The sequence below is a fragment of the Streptomyces sp. NPDC048331 genome (genome assembly GCF_043201215.1).
Lineage (GTDB): Bacteria > Actinomycetota > Actinomycetes > Streptomycetales > Streptomycetaceae > Streptomyces.
Window position 1 is genome coordinate 58,961 of the sequence record NZ_JBICYT010000026.1, and the last position, 18,451, is coordinate 77,411.

The 18,451-nt window shown below is 75.8% G+C and carries 2 protein-coding genes; both read right to left on the bottom strand.

The window, feature by feature from the left end:
- Positions 1 to 2: 2 nt before the first annotated feature.
- A complete protein-coding gene (locus tag ACGFYY_RS30420; RefSeq protein WP_393714280.1) occupies positions 3 to 10,559 on the bottom strand; it encodes an amino acid adenylation domain-containing protein in 10,557 nt (3,518 codons plus the stop codon).
- Positions 10,556 to 18,406 carry an amino acid adenylation domain-containing protein gene (locus ACGFYY_RS30425; protein ID WP_393714282.1) on the bottom strand — a complete coding sequence of 2,617 codons (7,851 nt, stop codon included), beginning with the start codon at positions 18,404 to 18,406 and terminating at the stop codon, positions 10,556 to 10,558. The genes ACGFYY_RS30420 and ACGFYY_RS30425 overlap by 4 nt, the downstream gene beginning before the upstream one ends.
- Positions 18,407 to 18,451: the final 45 nt, after the last annotated feature.

Below are 18,451 nucleotides of genomic sequence, written 5' to 3' on the forward strand. Positions count from 1 at the left end.
GGTCAGGCGGGCAGGGCCGCGGCCAGCAGCTCCGCCAGGGCGGCACAGTGCGGGGGGTCCACCAGGTCGTGGTGGTTGCCCGGGACCGCCGCCCGCAGGACGTCGCCCGCGGTGCGCGGCCGCCAGGCCGCCGGGTCCACCAGCGGGGTCGCGAGCTCCGGGTGCCGCTCGTCGACCGTGAAGAGGTGCAGGCCGACGGCGAGGACGGCGTCCGTGCGGTAGGCGGCGGAGGCCGCTCCGTTCGCCTCCGCGACCCGCAGCAGTCTGCGCAGGGCCTCCGTGGGCGAGGTGCGGGGCAGGGTGCCCTCCTCGCGGCCCCGGCGCACCAGGACGTCGAGCAGCTCCTCCTCGTCCAGTTCGCGCGCCGAGCCGGCGTCGATCCCGGCGGCGATGCCGTACCGCAGCAGGTCCGGATCGCCCGGCCCCGCCGCCGTGGCGGACCGGCTCCCGGGGGCCGTCCCCGGGGCGGCCGCGTCGATCAGGCCGAGGAAGGCGACCTCCTCGCCGGCGGCCTCCAGCCGGACGGCCATCTCGTAGGCCACCGTCCCGCCGAACGACCAGCCGGCCAGCAGGTACGGGCCGTGCGGCTGCTCCTCGCGCAGGGCGGCCAGGTAGCGCTCGGCCATCTCGGGCACCCGCTCCAGCGGGGTCTCGTCGGTGTTGTAGCCCACCGACTCGAGGCCGAGGATCCGCCGGTCGCCCCCGGGTCGGGCGGACAGGTCCCGCACCAGGTGCCGGTAGCAGACCACGTCACCGCCCCGCGGGTGGACGAGGACCAGCGGCGGCTTCGACACGTCACCGTCGGCGAGCGGCACCAGCAGGCCGGCCGCGGCCGCCCCCGCGTCCGGCAGCGCCTCGCACAGCGACTCCACGGTGCGCCGACGGAACACCAGGTTCAGCGGCAGCTCCACCCCGAACTCCCGGCGCACGGCCGCCATCAGGGCGAACGCCTTGAGCGAGTGACCGCCGAGCGCGAAGAAGTCGTCGCGCACACCGATCGGGGCCGTGCCCAGGGTCTGCTCCCACAGCCGCGCCATCCGCAGCTCGGTCGTGTCGCGCGGGGCGATCCGCCCCGCGCCCTCGCCGCGCGCCGCGTCCGCCGAGGGCGCGGGCAGCGCCTTGCGGTCGAGCTTGCCGTTGGGGGTGAGCGGGAGCCGCTCCAGCGCGGTGAGGACCGCCGGGACCATGTACTCGGGGAGGTCCTGGCGCAGGAAGTCGCCCAGCTCGCGCGGGTCTCCCTCCTCGTCCCGCCAGGTCACGTAACCGGCCAGCACGGCGTCCACCCCCGTGCCGTGGACGGCCACGGCCGCCGCCAGCACCCGCGGGTGCCGGGCCAGCGCGGACTCGATCTCGCCGAGCTCCATCCGGTGGCCGCGCACCTTCACCTGGCCGTCGGCCCGGCCGCGGTACTCCAGGGTGCCGTCCACGCGCCGGCGTACGAGGTCACCGGTGCGGTACAGCCGTTCGCCCGTCCCGTACGGATCGGGCACGAATCGGTCCGCGGTCAGCGCGGGCCGCCCGTGGTAGCCGCGGGCCAGCCCGTCACCGCCGATGTACAGCTCGCCGAACACGCCCACCGGCACCGGGCGCAGCCCCGCGTCCAGCACGTGCAGCCGGGTGTTGGCGAGCGCCGAGCCGATCGGCACCGGCCCGTCGCCGACGGGCCCGGACAGCCGGTGCGCCGTGGACCAGACGGTGGTCTCCGTCGGCCCGTACACGTTCCGGACGGTGCCCAGGGCCGTACGCATCCGCTCGGCCAAGGCCGACGGCAGCGCCTCGCCGCCGCACAGCGCCCGTACGTGCGGCGCCCGCCAGCCCGACTCCATCAGCTGGTGCCAGGTGGCCGGAGTGGCCTGGACGACCGTGACCGGCGCCGCGTCCAGCTCCTTCGCGAGCAGGGTGCCGTCCCGCGCGGTCTCCCGGTCGACGACCCGTACGGTCGCTCCGCACACGAGCGGGACCAGCAGCTCCAGCACGGCGATGTCGAAGGAGGCCGTGGTGACCGCCGCGACCGTGTCGCCGGCCGTCAGCTCCAGCCTGCGCACCATGTCCCGGGTGAAGTTGGCCAGCGCCCGGTGCGGGACGGTGACCCCCTTCGGGCGTCCCGTCGAGCCCGAGGTGTACAGGGCGTACGCCGACTGCTCCGGCTCCGGCGCCGCGGACCCGAGAGCGGCCGGCGCGCTCCCGTCCGTGGCCAGGGCGTCGAGGTCCACCACGGTGACCCCGTCCGGGACCTGCGCGGTATCGGACAGCCCCGACACCACCAGCACCCGGGCGCCGCTGTCCGCGAGCATGTAGCCGATGCGGTCGGCCGGATAGCCGGGGTCCACAGGCACGTACATGCCGCCGGAGCGCAGCACGCCCAGCAGCGCCGCGGGCAGCAGCACGGAGCGCTCCGCGCAGACCGCCACCGCGGCCTCCGCACCGACACCCAGGTGCGCCAGCTCCCGGGCCAGCCGGCCCGAGACCTCCCACAACCCGGCGTACGTCAGGCTCCGGTCGCCGTCGTCCACGGCCACCGCCCGCGGCGTACGGGAGGCCTGCTCGCCGACGAGCACGGGCAGCGGCCGGTCGGCGGCCGGCTCGGCGGACCCGACACCCGCGCGCAGGATCCGGCGCTCCTCGGCCGGACCCATCAGGGGCAGGGCGCCCAGCGGCGTCGTGGGATCGGCCGCCGCCGCCTCGAGCAGCTCGGCCAGCGCCGAGGTCATCCGCTCGACGGTCGCCCGGTCGAAGAGGTCGGTGGCGAACACGGCCTCGCCGCGCAGCGCGCCCTCCTCCTCGACGAAGTACAGCGAGAGGTCGAACTTGGAGGCACCGCTGGCCAGCGAGAGCGGTGCGACCTCCAGCCCGGCCGGCGGGGGCGGCGCGGCGGCCTCCTCGTCGAGCACCAGCATCACCTGGAACAGCGGGTTGCGGCTCAGGTCGCGTTCCGGCCGCAGCTCCTCCACGAGACGCTCGAACGGCGCCTCCTGGTGGGCGTACGCGCCCAGGGCCGTCTCCCGGGCCCGGTCCAGCAGTTCGCCGAAGGCGGGGTCGCCGGACAGGTCGGTGCGCAGCACCAGGTTGTTGACGAAGAAGCCGATGAGCGGCTCCAGTTCGGTGCGGTCGCGGCCGGCGATGGGGGAGCCCACCGCCACGTCCTCGCCGCCCGACCACCGGGCCAGCAGGGCCTGGAAGCCCGCCAGCAGCACCATGAACAGGGTGGCGTCGTGCCGGCGCCCCAGGTCGCGCAGCCGCCGCAGCAGCGGCTCGGGCAGCACGAAGGAGAACTGCTCGCCGCGCCCGGACGGGGTGGCCGGCCGGGGCCGGTCGGTGGGCAGGTCCAGCGGGGCGAGGCCGCCGAGCCGGTCGCGCCAGTACCCCAGGGTGTCCGCGAGGGCGTCGTCGCCGAGGCGGTCGCGCTGCCAGGAGGCGAACTCACGGTAGGAGACGGCGAGCTCGGGCAGCGGGTCGGCCCCTTCGACGGTGCGGGTCCGGTAGGCGGCGAAGAACTCCCGCCAGAACACCCCCACCGACCAGCCGTCGAAGGCGATGTGGTGGGCGACGATCACCAGCAGGTGTTCCCGTGCCGCGATCCGCACCAGTCGGGCCCGCAGCGGGCCCGCGGCCGTCAGGTCGAAGGGCCGCGCGGCGTCGTGCGCGGCCAGCTCCCGCGCCCGTTCCTCGGCTGCCGCGCCGAGCTCCGAGAGGTCGGTGAAGTCGGGGGCGAACAGGGAGGCCGGACCGGGTACCACCCGGGCCGCGAAGGCCCCCTCGGTGCCGCCGTCCCCGGCCTCCTCGATCCGGGAACGCAGTACCTCGTGCCGGGCGACGACGTCCGTCAGCGCGCCCAGGGCGGCGGCGGTGTCGAGGTCACCGGTCAGCCGTACGGCGCCGGGCATGTTGTAGTCGGGCCGGCCCGGCTGGAGCCGGTCCAGCAACCACAGCCGCTGCTGCCCGAAGGACAGTGGGCCGGGCCCCTCGGGCAGCGCGGGGATCGGCGCTCCCGTAGCTCCCGTAGCTCCCGTAGCTCCCGTCGCGTCCGGCGCGGCCAGTGCCCGCGCCAGGTCCTCGGCGACCGGGTGGCGGAAGATCAGCTGCGTCGGGATGTCCAGGCCCAGCAGGGCGCGCAGCCGGGAGATGACCCGGGTGGCGCGCAGGGAGTGCCCGCCGCGCTCGAAGAAGTGGTCACGGACCCCGATCGGGCCCTCGCCGAGCACCTCCTCCCAGACCTCGACGACCGTCCGCTCCAGCGGGGTGCGCGGGGCCACGTGCTCCCGGTGTCCGCCGGCCGCGCCGGGCTCCGGCGCGGGCAGCGCCCTGCGGTCGGTCTTGCCGTTCGGGGTCAGGGGCAGCGCGTCCAGCACCACCAGAGCGGACGGCACCATCGCGGCCGGCAGGGCCGCACGGACGAAGTCCAGCACGGCGGCCGGATCACCGCCGCCCTCCCGCCACACCACGTACCCGGCCAGCAGCCGGTCGGCGCCCTCGCCGTGCGCCGCGACCACGGCCCGCGCCACGTCCGGGTGACGCAGCAACGCGGCCTCGACCTCACCCAGTTCGATCCGGTGGCCCCGGACCTTGACCTGGTTGTCGCGGCGGCCGTGGAACTCCAGCACGCCGTCGGACCGCAGCCGCGCCAGGTCACCGGTGCGGTACATGCGCGCGCCGGGCGGCCCGTAGGGGTCCGGCGGATAGGCCTCGGCGGTGCGGGCCGGATCGCCCAGGTAGCCGCGGGCCACACCGCGTCCGGCGATGAAGAGCTCACCGATCGCGCCCCGGGGGAGCGGTTCGAGGTGCTCGCCGAGCACCAGGACCCGGGCGCCGGGCAGCGGCCGCCCGATGGGGATGCGGCCCGCCTCGATGTCGGCGTCCGTCACCACGTGGTACGTGGTGGTGTTGGTGCACTCCGTCGGACCGTACTGGTTGACCAGCCGCAGCCGGCCGGGCAGGCCCAGGGTGTGCGCGGCGCGGGCCAGTCCGGGCGTCAGCGCCTCACCGGTGGTCATCACCAGCCGCAGCGCCGCCGCGGGTTCGGTGACGGCGGCGACCAGCGGCTCCAGCATCGACGGGACGATCGACAGCAGCGCCGTCACGCCCTCGCCGTGCAGCAGCCGGGCCAGCGCCTCCGGGTCCCCGGCCTGGTCCTGCGAGGCCAGCACGATCCGCCCGCCGGTGGTCAGCGGGGCGAACAGGTCACGTACCGACGGGTCGAAGGTCAGCGCGGTACGGGCGAGCACCACGTCCTCGGGGCCGAGCCCGAAGGTGGCGGTCAGCGCCGCCAGATAGCCGGTGATCGCCGCGTGCGTGACGGCCACGCCCTTGGGCCGCCCGGTGGAGCCGGAGGTGTACAGCAGATAGGCGAGGTGCTCGGGGGCGGCGGGCCCGTCCGGCTCCGTCGCGGGCAGCGCGTCCACCAGGTGCTGCTCGGCGTCCAGGTCCAGGACCGGTACGTCGCCGGCCAGGTCCGCGGCCGAACCGGCGGGCAGACCCGCGGTCAGCACCAGGTGGGCGCCGCTGTCGGCGAGGACCGTACGGACCCGCTCCGCCGGATGTCCCGCGTCGAGCGGTACGTAGGCGCCGCCGGCCTTCAGCACCGCGAGGACGCACACCACCATGCGCGGATCGCGGCCGGCCAGTACGGCCACCCGGGTCTCGGGGCCGGTCCCGAGCTCCCGCAGGCGGTGGGCCAGCCGATTGGCGGCCGCGTCGAGCTCCGCGTAGCCGATGGTGCGGCCCTCGCAGGTCACGGCCGGGGCGTCCGGCCGCAGCCGGGCCTGTTCCGCCACCAGGGAGGGCAGGGTCCGGGCCGCCGGCCCGTCCGCCCGTGGAGCCGGATCCTCACCGAGCAGGGCGACGTGCTCCAGCGGGGACAGGACGTCCAGCCGGGACAGTGGCGCGTCGGGGGTCTCGGCCGCACCGGCCAGCAGTCGCAGGTAGTGCGCGCCGAACCGCTCGACGGTGGCCCGGTCGAAGAGGTCCGTCGCGTACTGGACGGTGCCGGTCAGACCGCCGGGGTGCTCGGTCATCGCGAGACTGAGGTCGAACTTGGCGGTCCCGTTGGAGGTGTCCAGGCTCTCGACCCGCACGCCGTCCAGCGGCAGGGCGTCGAGCTGCTCGGGATGGAGCTGGAACAGCACGTCGAAGAGTGGGTTGCGGCTGAGGTCGCGCTCCGGCCGCAGCTCCTCCACCAGCCGGTCGAAGGGGACGTCCTGGTGCTCGTACGCGGCCAGCGCGGTCCGGCGCACCCGGCCCAGCAGTTCGCCGAAGGCCGGGTCCCCCGACAGGTCGGTGCGCAGCACCAGGGTGTTCACGAAGAAGCCGACGAGCGGCTCCAGTTCGGTGCGGTCGCGACCCGCGATCGGCGAGCCCACCGCGATGTCGGCCTGGCCCGTGTAACGGGCCAGCAGTGCCTGGAAGCCGGCGAGCAGCACCATGAACAGGGTGGCGCCGCGCTCCCGGGCCAGGACGCCGAGCCGCTCGGCGAGCTCGGCCGGGACCTCGAAGACGAAGGCGTCGCCCGCGCCGGAGCGCACCTGCGGCCGCGGCCGGTCGGTGGGCAGCTCCAGGGCCAGGATCCCGCCGAGGGCCGTCCGCCAGTGGGCGATGCCCGCGTCGGCCTCGCCGTCCGCCAGGCGGCGGTGCTGCCAGTACGCGAAGTCCCCGTACTGGACCGGCAGTTCCGGCAGAGCGGGACGCTCGCCGCGACGCAGGGCCGCGTAGGCCCCGGACAGCTCCCGCCACAGCACCGGCATCGACCAGCCGTCGCCGACCGTGTGGTGCAGGACCAGGACGAGGAGGTGCTCGTCGTCGGCGACCCGCACCACGCGGGCCCGCAGCAGGGGCGCCGAGCCCAGATCGAACGGGGCGGCGGCGTCCGCGTGGGCCAGGCCGAGCGCCCGCGAACGGGCCTCCTCGCGGGGCAGGTCCCCCAGGTCGGTGCGGACCGGTACGAAGACCTCCGGTGCCTCCACGACCTGTACGGGGCCCGACGGGCCCTCGACGATCCGCGAGCGCAGCACCTCGTGCCGGGTCACCACCGCGCACAGCGCGGCGGCCAGTGCGTCGGCGTCCAGCGCGCCCCGCAGCCGGGTCGCGACGGGGATGTTGTAGTCGGGCCGGCCGGGCTGGAGCTGGTCCAGGAACCACAGCCGCTGCTGCGCGAACGACAGCGGCGCGGGCTCCCCGGCCGGCCGGGCGCCGATCGCGGTGACGGGGGTCACCGGCGCCGTGTCGCCCGGGCCGTCCCCGCGCAGGGCGTCCAGCGCCGACGCGAACCGCTCCAGCGTCGGGTGCTCGAACAGCAGCCGCAGCGGGACGCCCGTCCCCAGGCGGGCGCCGAGCCGCGACACGGCGCGGGTGGCCCGCAGCGAGTGGCCACCGAGGGCGAAGAAGTCGTCGTGGCGGCCGATCCGCCCGGTGTCCAGCACCTCGCCCCACACGGCCGCGGCCAGTTCCTCGGTCGCCGTCGCCGGCGCCGCGAACTCGGCCCGGAGCAGCCCCTCCTCGGGGGGCGCGGGCAGCGCGCGCCGGTCCAGCTTGCCGTTCGGGGTCACCGGCAGGGCCGTGACCGCCATGATCGCCGACGGCAGCATGTACGCGGGCAGGCGTTCGGCGAGTGCCCGTCGCAGCTCGGCCGGCTCGGCCGGCTGCCCCTCCGCGGGCACCACGTAGGCGACCAGGCGCTGCTCGCCGGGGGTGTCCTCGCGGACCACCACCGCGGCGTGTCCGACCCGCGGGCTGCGGGCCAGCTCGGCCTCGATCTCGCCCGGCTCGATCCGGTGGCCGCGGATCTTGACCTGCTGGTCGCCGCGGCCGAGGTAGTCGACGGTGCCGTCGGGGCGCCGCCGGGCCAGGTCGCCCGTCCGGTACATCCGGGCGCCCGGGGCGCCGTACGGGTCGGGGGTGAACTGCCGCGCGGTCAGGCCGGGTCGGCCGAGGTAGCCGCGGGCCACGCCCGTACCGCCGACGCACAGTTCGCCGACGGCGCCCTGCGGCACCGGGCGGCCGCGCTCGTCCAGCACGTACAGGCGGGTGTCGTCCAGGGCGGTGCCGATGGGGACCCGGCCCTCCACGACGGCGCCGGCGCGGGGGTCCAGCCGGTGGCGCGTGGCGAAGGTGGTGGTCTCCGTGGGCCCGTAGACGTTGACGAGGACGGTGTCCGGAGCCTGCTCCAGCGCCCGGGCGAAGGCGTGCGGGGAGGCGGCTTCACCGCCCGTCCACACCTCCCGCAGCCGGGTCAGGAGCTCCACGCACTCCTCGACCACCAGGTTGAACAGGGCGGCCGTGAGGAACAGCGAGGTGATCCGGTGCTCCTCCACCAGCCGGGCCAGGGCGGCGGTGTCCACCCGGCCGGGCGGCGCCATGACCACCGACCCGCCGGACAGCAGTGGCGCCCACAGTTCGTACGTCGAGGCGTCGAACGACAGCGGGGAGTGGGCCAGCACCCGCCGGTGCGCGGCGCCGAAGGCGGTGTCACGGGCGAGCGCCGCGACATTGGCGTGGGTGACGCCGATGCCCTTCGGCTCTCCCGTGGAACCGGAGGTGTACATCACGTACGCCAACTGGTCCGGCGAGCACGAAGGGTACGGGACCGGTCCGGCGGCCGGGGCCGTGCTCGCGGCCGCGTCCGCCGGAGCCCCGTCGGCCGTAGCCCCGTCGGCCGGGGCCGTCGCGTCGAGCACCGGTACGGGCGAGGTACGGACCGCCTCGTGGCCGGCCGTCGCCGGATCGGCGAGCAGCAGACGGGCACCGGTCCGCTCCAGCATCCAGTGCGACCGGGCGACGGGGAACCCCTCGCCGAGCGGGACGTAGAGCCCGCCGGCCTTCAGGACGGCGAGGATCGCCACGGGGAGGTGGACCGAACGCTCCATCAGCAGGGCGACCGGGGTCTCGCGCCCCACCCCCGCGGCGGTCAGCCGGGCCGCCAGCAGGTCGGAACGGGCGTCGAGTTCGGCGAAGTCGAGGCGGTCGGCACCGCAGACCACGGCCTCGGCGCCGGGGGTGCGCCGGACCTGCTCGGCGAACAGCTCCACCAGGGAGGCCGGGGCCAGGTCCGGGCGGACCGTGCCGTGACCCTCGGCCGCGAGCCGGGCCGCGGTCGGGGCGGAGGGCAACAGCTCGGCCACCGGACGGTCGGGCTCCTCGGCGGCGGAGGCCAGCAGCTCCAGGTAGTGGCCGAGGACCAGTTCGGCCGTGGCCCGGTCGAACAGGTCGGTGTCGAAGACCAACGAGCCGGAGCAGGTGTCGGCGCCCTCCGAGACGAAGACGCTCAGGTCGAAGAGGGAACCGCCGAAGTCGGTGCGCACGGCCTGCGCGTCCAGGCCCGGCAGCCGCAGCCCGGCCGTCTCGTCCTGGGCCGACGCGAACATCACCTGCACGAGGGGGTTGCGGTCGCCGACCCGCTCGGGGCTCAGGTGCTCCACCAGCCGGTCGAAGGGCACCTCCTGGTGGTCGTACGCGTCCACGGTCGCCCGCCGGACCCGGCCGAGCAGCTCCCGGAACCCGACCTCGCCGGACAGATCGGCGCGCAGCACCACGGTGTTGACGAAGAACCCGATGAGCGGCTCCAGTTCGACCCGGTCGCGTCCGGCCACCGGGGTGCCGACGGCGATGTCCGTGGTGCCGGCGTAGCGGGCCAGGGCGGCCTGGAAGCCGGCCAGGAGCGTCATGAAGAGGGTGGCGCCCGCGCCCTCGGCGATCCCGCGCAGCCGCGTGGTGAGGTGCGCGTCGAGGGTGAAGTCCAGGCTCGCGCCGTCGCCGCTGCGACGGGTCGGCCGGGGCCGGTCCGCGGGCAGTTCGAGCGCCTCCAGCCCCGCCAGGCGCTCCTCCCACCAGCGCAGCCGGCCGTTCATCGCGCCGCTCGCGAACCGGTCGCGCTGGGTACGGGCGTACGCCTGGTAGTCCAGCGGGAGCGGAGCTCGCGGCAGCGGCCGCTCGGCGAGCAGGGCCGCGTAGCCCTCGGACAGCTCCCGCCACAGCAGGCCCATGGACCAGCCGTCGGTGGCGATGTGGTGGACCACCAGCACCAGCAGGTGGTCCTCGGCGCCGAGCCGGATCAGCAGGGAGCGCAGCAGCGGGCCCGCCGTGAGGTCGAAGGGTCTGCGGACCTCCTCCCGGGCCAGGGCGTGGGCCCGCTCCTCCAGGTCGGCGAGAGGGGCGCTGCCCAGGTCCAGCAGGGGCAGCGGGACGGCCGCCGGGGCGGGCAGGACCACCGGGTGCGGGGCGCCGTCGCGCTCCTCGAAGACGGTGCGCAGCGGTGCGTGCCGGGCCACGACGGCCGTCAGGGCGCCGCGCAGCGCCTCCGGACGGACCGGGCCGCGCAGCCGCACGACCTCGGGGATCGCGTAGCCGGGGGTGCCGTCCGCCATCCGGTCCACCAGCCACATCCGCTCCTGGGCGAACGAGGCGACGGGCTCGGCGTCCGGACCGGCCGCCGACGGGGCCGGGGCCGTCGTGGTGCCCGGACCGGCCGCCGAGTCGTCCAGCGCGGCACGTACGCGGCGGCGCAGCAGTTCGCGGGCGGCGGCCAGGCGGCTGTCCGTGCCGGTGGCCGGCAGGCTCTCCTGGGTGGTCACGAGGTCTCTCCCTGAAGTACGAGTGAAGGAACGCTGGCGTCGGTGGCGGCGAACGGGGCCGGTTCGGACTCCAGTTCGGCCAGCAGCACCGTCTCGACGGCGATGGCGAGGGCGGCGACGGTCCGCTGTTCGAAGAGGGTGTGCAGGGGCAGGTCCAGGCCGAGGGCCTGGCGCAGCCGGGCCGCCACCCGGGTGGCGCTCAGCGAGTGCCCGCCGAGGGCGAAGAAGTCGTCGTGGCGGCCGATCCGCGGCACGTCCAGTACGGAGGCCCACACCATGGCGACCAGCTCCTCGGTCTCCCCGGCGGGCGGTTCGTACCCGGTGGCGGCGGCCGCCGCGGCGGGAGCCGGGAGCGCCCTGCGGTCGAGCTTGCCGTTCGGCGTGACGGGCAGCCCGTCCACGACGACCAGCACCGGCACCATGTACTCCGGCAGGGAGCGGGCCAGCTCGGCGCGCATCGGCTCGGTGTCGGGGGCCGGGTCCGCCCCGGCCTCCGGGACGAGGTACCCGACGAGCCTGCGCTCGCCCGGGACGTCCTCGCGGACGACGACCGCGGCGCGTCCGACGCCGTCGAGGCGGCCCAGCGCCGTCTCGATCTCGCCGAGTTCGATCCGGAAGCCGTGGATCTTCACCTGGTCGTCGGTGCGGCCCAGGTACTCCACCGAGCCGTCGGCCCGGTGGCGGGCCAGGTCCCCGGTGCGGTACATGCGCGAGCCGGGCGGGCCGAACGGGTCGAGCGGGAAGCGCTCCGCGGTCAGCGCCGGGCGCCGCAGGTACCCGCGGGCCAGGCCCGCGCCCGCCAGGAACAGCTCGCCCGCGATCCCCACCGGGACGGGCCGGCCCCGCGGATCGAGCACGTACAGCGAGGTGTTCCAGATCGGCCGGCCGATCGGCACGGGCCCGGCGTCCTCGCGGCGGCAGTCCCAGTGCGTGACGTCCACGGCCGCCTCGGTGGGCCCGTACAGGTTGTGCAGGGGCACGTCGAGCACATCGAGGAACCGGTTCTTCAGCTCCTCCGGCAGGGCCTCGCCACTGCACACCACCCGCCTCAGCGACCGGCAGCGGCCCGCCTCGGGATCCTCGACGAACGCCGCCAGCATGGACGGGACGAAGTGGACGGTGGTGATCGCCTCCTCCTGGATCACCCGGGTGAGGTAGGCGGGATCTTTGTGCCCGCCGGGCTCGGCGACCACCAGGGCCGCTCCGGTGATCAGCGGCCAGAAGAACTCCCACACCGACACGTCGAAGCCGAACGGGGTCTTCTGGAGCACCCGGTCGTCCGCGCCCAGCCGGTACCGGTCCTGCATCCACAGCAACCGGTTGACGATGGCCGAGTGCTCCACGACGACGGCTTTGGGGCGTCCCGTCGACCCGGACGTGTAGATCACGTACGCGGGGTGCCCGGGCAGTGGCGCCGGACCCGCCGCACCGGGGTCCCCGTCGTGCGCGGCCCCCGGATCCAACCGGGGCAGGTCCGTCGAGGCGGGCAGCGCCGCCGCCACCTCGTCGTCCGCGAGCAGCAGGACCGGCTCGGCGTCGGACAGCAGGTACGCGATCCGGTCCGCCGGCAGCGAGGGGTCCACCGGCAGGTAGGCCGCCCCCGACTTCGACACGGCCAGCAGCGAGACGACCATCTCGGTGGAGCGGTGCAGGGCGACCGCGACGATCCGCTCCGGACCGGCGCCACGGGCGCGCAGCGCACGGGCCAGCCGCTCCGCACGGGCGTCGAGCTCGGCGTACGAGAGGCGCTCGCCCCGGAAGACCGTCGCCGGGGCGTCCGGCGTGAGGGCCACCTGCCGCTCGAACAGCTCCACCAGCGTGGCGGCGGGAACGGGCACGGAGGTGCCGTTCCACTCCCGGATCAGCCGGTGCTGCTCCGCGGAGAGCAGGTCCACCTCCCCGACCGGGGTGGCGGGGGCGTCGGCGACGGCGGTGAGGAGCCGCTCCAGTGCCTCGCCCAGGCTGCGCGCCGTCCGCGTGTCGAGGACGTCCGTGCGGTGGTCGAGGTGCAGCCGCAGTCGCTCCCCGGGCAACACGATGAGGTTGACCGTGTAGTGGGTGGCGTCCGAGCCCTCCACCCCGGTCAGCCGCGGTCCGCCGGCCAGATCGCGCATCGACTCCAGGTCGAGCGGGTAGTTCTCGACGACGACCGTGGTGTCGAACAGGGCGCCCAGACCGGCCGCCCGCTGGATGCCGGCGAGCCCGACGTGCTGATGGTCCATCAGCTCCGCCTGCTCGTCCTGGAACCGGGCGAGCGCGTCCAGCAACGGCTCGTCCTCCCGGATCCGGAACCGCACGGGCAGGGTGTTGATCAGCAGGCCGACCATGTCCTCGATGCCCGCGACGTCCGCGGTCCGCCCGGAGACGGTCCCGCCGAACACCACGTCGTCCCGCCCGGTCACCCGGCCCAGCAGGATCGCCCAGACCCCCTGGACCACGCTGTTGAGGGTCACGCCCGCGGTACGGGCCCGCGCGGTGAGCCGGGCCGTCAGCTCGGCCGACAGCTCCACCGGGGACCGCTCGGGCAGCGCGTCGATCCGGTTCGGGTCGGCCGCGCCCAGCAGGGTCGGCTCCTCCAGCCCGGCCAGCGCCGCGCTCCACGCGGCCTCGGCGGCGGCGTCGTCCTGGCGGGCCAGCCAGTGCAGGTGTGAGCGGTACGGGACGCCTTCGCCGACCGGACCGGCCGCGTCGGCGCCGCCGGGGAGGCCGTATTCGGCGTATCCCGTGAGCAGTTCGCGCAGCAGCACCGCCGACGACCAGCCGTCCCAGACGATGTGGTGGTTGGTCATCACGAGCCGGTGCTCGGTGGCGCCGAACCGGACCAGGGTGAAGCGCACCAGCGGCGGCCGCTCCAGGTCGAAGCGGCGCGCCCGGTCGGCCGCGAGCAGCCGCCGCCACTCCCGCTCCCGCTCCGGCGAGCCGAGTCCGCCCAGGTCCACGGCCTCCCACGGCACCTCGACGGACTCGACGACGATCTGCGCCGGCCCGTCCAGATCCTGGTCGGTGAAGGCGGAGCGCAGCGCGGTGTGGCGGCGGAGCAGTCGGTCGCAGGACGTCCGCAGGGCGCCCTCGTCCAGCGGGCCGTCCAGGGTGAGGACGATCTGGCCGGTGTAGGCGTCCATCGCGCCCGTGTCGAAGGCGGAGTGGAAGAAGAGACCTTCCTGGAGCGGTGAGAGGGGCAGCACGTCGCAGAGCCCGGCGTAGCGCGTGGCCAGGGCGTCCGTCTGCGGCTGCGTCAGCCGGACCAACGGCAGGTCACGGGGGGTGAGGCGGCGCGGTCGGGGGGCGCCCGTCCACGCGGCCAGCAGGCGCAGGGCCTCGCCCCAGGCCGCCACCAGGGCGTCCGCCTCGGCCTGGGTCAGCAGGGCCGCGGGGTGGGTGACGACCGCGGTGAAGGCGGGACCGTCGGCGCCGTCCACGGCCATGGCGTCGATCTGCAGGGCGTGTTCGACGGGCATCGCCGGATCCACCTCGGCCCGCAGCCCGCCCGCCTCGGGGGCGGGGCTCCACGGCGTCCCGCCGCCGGTGAACCTGCCCAGGTAGTTGAACAGGATCCGGGGGCGCGGGAGCGCGGACAGTTCCTCGGCGGCCCGGGGATCGAGCCGGCTCAGCAGGCCGAAGCCCGTGCCGTGGTCCGGCACGGCGGCGACCGCCGTATGGATCCGCGCGACCAGCTCGGCGAGCGCGTCGCCGCCCCGGGCCGCCGCGTCCAGGTCGAGGCCGTCCAGGTCGAACCGGACCGGGTACTGGGTGGTGAACCAGCCCACGGTGCGCGCCAGGTCGTGACGGCCGGTGCGGTCGACGCGGCCGTGGCCCTCCAGGTCGACCGACAGCGACCCCGGGGCGCTGCCGGGGGAGCGCAGGCGGTGGGCCGCGAGGACCAACCCGGCGAGCAGCACCTCGGCCGGGCCGGTGCGCAGCGTGCCGGGCACCCGGGCCAGCAGCGGGCCGGCGACCTCGGCGGGCAGGTCGAGCGTCAGCGTGCGCGTGGTGCCGGCGGTGTCCCGCACGGGGTCGGGGATCCGCTGCCACGGCTCCTGGGGGTCCCGCGGGTCCTGGGCGTCCCCGGGGGTGTCCAGCGACGAGCGCCAGAAGGGGAGCTCGGCCTGTACCTCGGGGGAACCTGCCTGGAGTTCGAGGTGGTGGGCCCACGCGCGGAACGAGGCATCCCCGTCCGCGGTCGGCAGCGGACGCCCGGCGACGGCGGCCTCCCAGGCCGCGGCCAGGTCCGCCGTCAGGATCCGCCAGGACACCCCGTCCACGGCCAGGTGGTGCACGCACAGCAGCAGCCGGTCCGGAGCCTCCCCACCGGTGTCGAAGCGGACCGCGCGCAGCATCGTCGAGGCCGCGGGGTCCAGCTGTCCGGCCGCCTCCCGGGCCGCCTCCGCCATGATCGCGGTACGGGCGGACCCGTCCGACCCGGCCACGTCGACGGTGCGGTACAGCCGGGACACGTCGACGGAACCGGGCTCGCCGACCGTGCACGTCCGGTCCTCCGGGCCGGCGGTCACACCGAGGCGCAGCGCCCCGTGCCGGTCCACGACCGACTGCAGGACCCGTACGAGCGTCGCGTCGTCCGCGCCCTCGGGCAGGGTCAGCACCATGGACTGGCTGAACCGGCCGATGGGACCGGGTCCGTCGAGGAGCCAGCGCATGACCGGCGTCGCGGGAAGCGGACCGCACTCCGCGACGGCCGGACCGGCGGCGGCCGGGGCGGTCCCGTGGTCGGGCTCGCCGACCGCCGCGGCGAGGGCGGCCGGGGTCTTGTGCGCGAACACCTCGCGCAGGGTGAAGGAGAAGCCGCGCGCCCGCGCCCGGCTGGTCAGGCCCAGGGCGGTGATGCTGTCGCCGCCGAGCTCGAAGAAGTTGTCGTCCGGGGTCGCGGTGACGCCGAGGGCCTCGGAGAACAGTTCCGCGAGGGTCAGCTCCGTGGCGCCGTACGCCCGCTCGGGGCGCTCCGGACGGGCCGCGGCCTCGGGGACGTGGAGCCGCGCGCGGTCGACCTTGCCGCCCGGGGTGAGGGGCAGCCGGTCCACCGCCACGAAGGTCCGGGGCACCATGTAGCCCGGCAGGACCCGGCCCAACTCGGCTGCCAGCAGGTCCGGTTCGAGCGTCGGGCCGCCGTCGCTCGGCGGCGCCACGAAGGCGACCAGCCGGCGGGCGCCGCCCGCGGGGGTGTGCACGACGACCGCGGCCTGTCCCACCGAGGGCTGCCGGCCGAGCACCGCCTCGATCTCGCCCAGTTCGATCCGGTGTCCATTGATCTTGACCTGGCGGTCCACCCGCCCCAGGAACTCCAGTTCGCCCTCCGCCGTCCAGCGCACGAGGTCGCCCGTCCGGTACATCCGCGCACCGGGCACACCGGAGAAGGGGTCCGGCACGAAACGGTCGGCGGTCATGGCCGCGCGCCCCGCGTACCCCTGGGCGAGACCCGCACCGGCCACGCACAGCTCGCCGGTCGCCCCCGGCGGTAGCGGCCGCAGGCCCCGGTCGACCACGTACGCGCGGTGGTTGACCATCGGGCGCCCGATCGGCGGGATCCGGCCGTGCGAGGGCGGGACGACCCGGTGCATGGTCACGGACACGGCCGCCTCGGTGGGCCCGTACGCGTTCCAGACCTCGCGGCCGTCCGTCGCCCAGCGGTCGACGGCGTCCCCGGACGGGGCCTCGCCGCCGGTGGACAGGAACCGCAGCGCGGGCAGTCCCGCCGGGTCCAGCAGCGGCAGGAGCGCCGGCGGCAGGTCGGCGACCGTCACCGCGTGCTCGGCGAGCAGCGCCTGGAGCCGGTCGACGTCGACCCGCTCGGCGTCGGTGGCGAGGACCAGGGTGGAACCGCTCAGCAGGGAGCCGAACACGTCCAGGACCGACACGTCGAAGGACAGCGAGGCGAACCCGAGGAACCGCTCCGTGCGCCCGGACCGACCGGCACCGCCGGAGCCGGGGCCGTCGCCCGCGCCGCACAGCGCGAGGTGGCCGCGTACGAAGTCGACGGCCGCCGCGTGCGGGACGACGACGCCCTTCGGCTCGCCCGTGCTGCCCGAGGTGTAGAGGAGGTACGCGGCGGACGCGGCCGGTACCGCCGCGGACCTGCGGCCGCCGCGCGTCCGGTCGGTCGGCGCGCTCGCGTCGACCACGCTCGGGAGGTCGAGGGGCAGCCGGTCGCGGTTGCCCGGCCCGGCGACGACCGTACGCAGCCCGGCGTCGCGCACGATGTACGCGATGCGCTCGGGCGGCAGGCCGGGATCGAGCGGTACGTAGCAGCCGCCCGCCTTCAGGACGCCGAGCAGGGCCGCGACCATCGACGGGGAGCGCTCCACGCACACGCCGACCGGCGTGCCGGGTGTGACGGCCGACCGCAGCCGGTCCGCGATGTCCTCGGCCCATGCGTCGAGTTCCCGGTAGCTGACCTCCTGGCCGGCGCAGATCACGGCGGTCTTCCCGGGGGTGCGCGCGGCCTCCGCCTCGAAGAGCGTGTGCAGCGACGCGTCCCCGGGTACGGGGCCGACGCCGCCCTCGGCGAAGGCGGCGAGCCGCTCCTCGTCCTCGACGGTCAGGAAGGGCAGCGAGCCGACCGGGGTCGCGTCCTCGGCCGAGGCGAGGGCGACCAGGAAGCGGGTGAACCGCACCCGCAACGCGTCGAGTTCGGCCCGCCCGAGGTCGGCGGCGTCACCCTCGGCCTGCACGGTCAGCGGGCTGTCGCCGCCGCGGTCGTAGACGTTGAGGGAGACGTGCTCCACCGGGCCGACCGAGAGGTTGTACGCGCAGGCGGGAGCACCGGCGAAGGACAGCTCGTAGTCGAAGGACATGAGGTTGACGGCGGCGTCCCACAGTCGGGGTCCGGTCCCGGTGAACTCCTCGATCCGGTACCGCTGGTGGCGCAGTGCCTCCTTGATGCCGGCCGAGGTGCCCCGCAGCAGTTCGCCGACCGTGGTGTCCGCGGTGACCGTCAGGCGCAGCGGCAGCACCTTGGAGAACATGCCCGGGGTCCGGCGGGCGTCCGGGGTGGTGCGGCCGGTGACCGGCAGCCCCAGGACCACGTCCTCGGTGCCGCCCGCGCGGTGCAGGTGGGCGGCGGCCGCCGCCATCACCAGCGCCGACCAGCGCGTGCCGTGCCGGCGCGCGGCCTCGCGCAGGGTGCGGGCGTCCGCGGGGTCGAGGTCACCGCTCACCCGCACCGTCGTACCCGAGGCGGGCGCCGGGACGCTGCCGGTGAAGGAGACCGGCTCGGGGGCGCCGTCCAGTCGGTCCCGCCAGAACTCCCGGTCGGTGGCGGACCGTTCGGAGCCGGCGTACTCCTCCTCCTCGGCCACGATCCGCTGCCACGGCGCGCTCTCGACGGCCGGTACGGGCTCTCCCGCGACCAGCGCCGAGTACACCCGCGCGGTCCGCCGCGCGAGGATCGAGCCGGTGACCCCGTCCGCGACGAGGTGGTGGTAGCCCTGCATCCAGCGGTACGTCGCCGGACCGGTCCGTACCAGGAGGTGCCGGGACACGTCCCCGGACGACAGGTCCGTCGGCCGGGCCAGCTCGGCGCGCATCAGCCGCTCGGACTCGGCGTCCGGGTCCGGGTGGTCGCTGACGTCGACCGTCTCCATCCGCAGCGGCGGCGGACCGGCGGGTATCTGGTGCACCACCCCGTCCACCTCGGCGAAGCGGACGCACAGCGTCTCGGTTCCGGCCACCGTCGTGCGCACCGCCTCGGCGAGCAGCTCCGGATCCACCGTCCCGCGGATCTCCAGGTACTCGGCGATGGTGTAGTCGAGGCGGGTGGGGTCGAGCTGCTGTGCGAACCAGACGCCGTTCTGCGGCGGGGTCAGGGGCAGCGGCCCGCGGTCGTGAGTGGCCATGCGGTGGTCAGTCTCCTCAGTCGGATCGGTCGATCAACGACGACG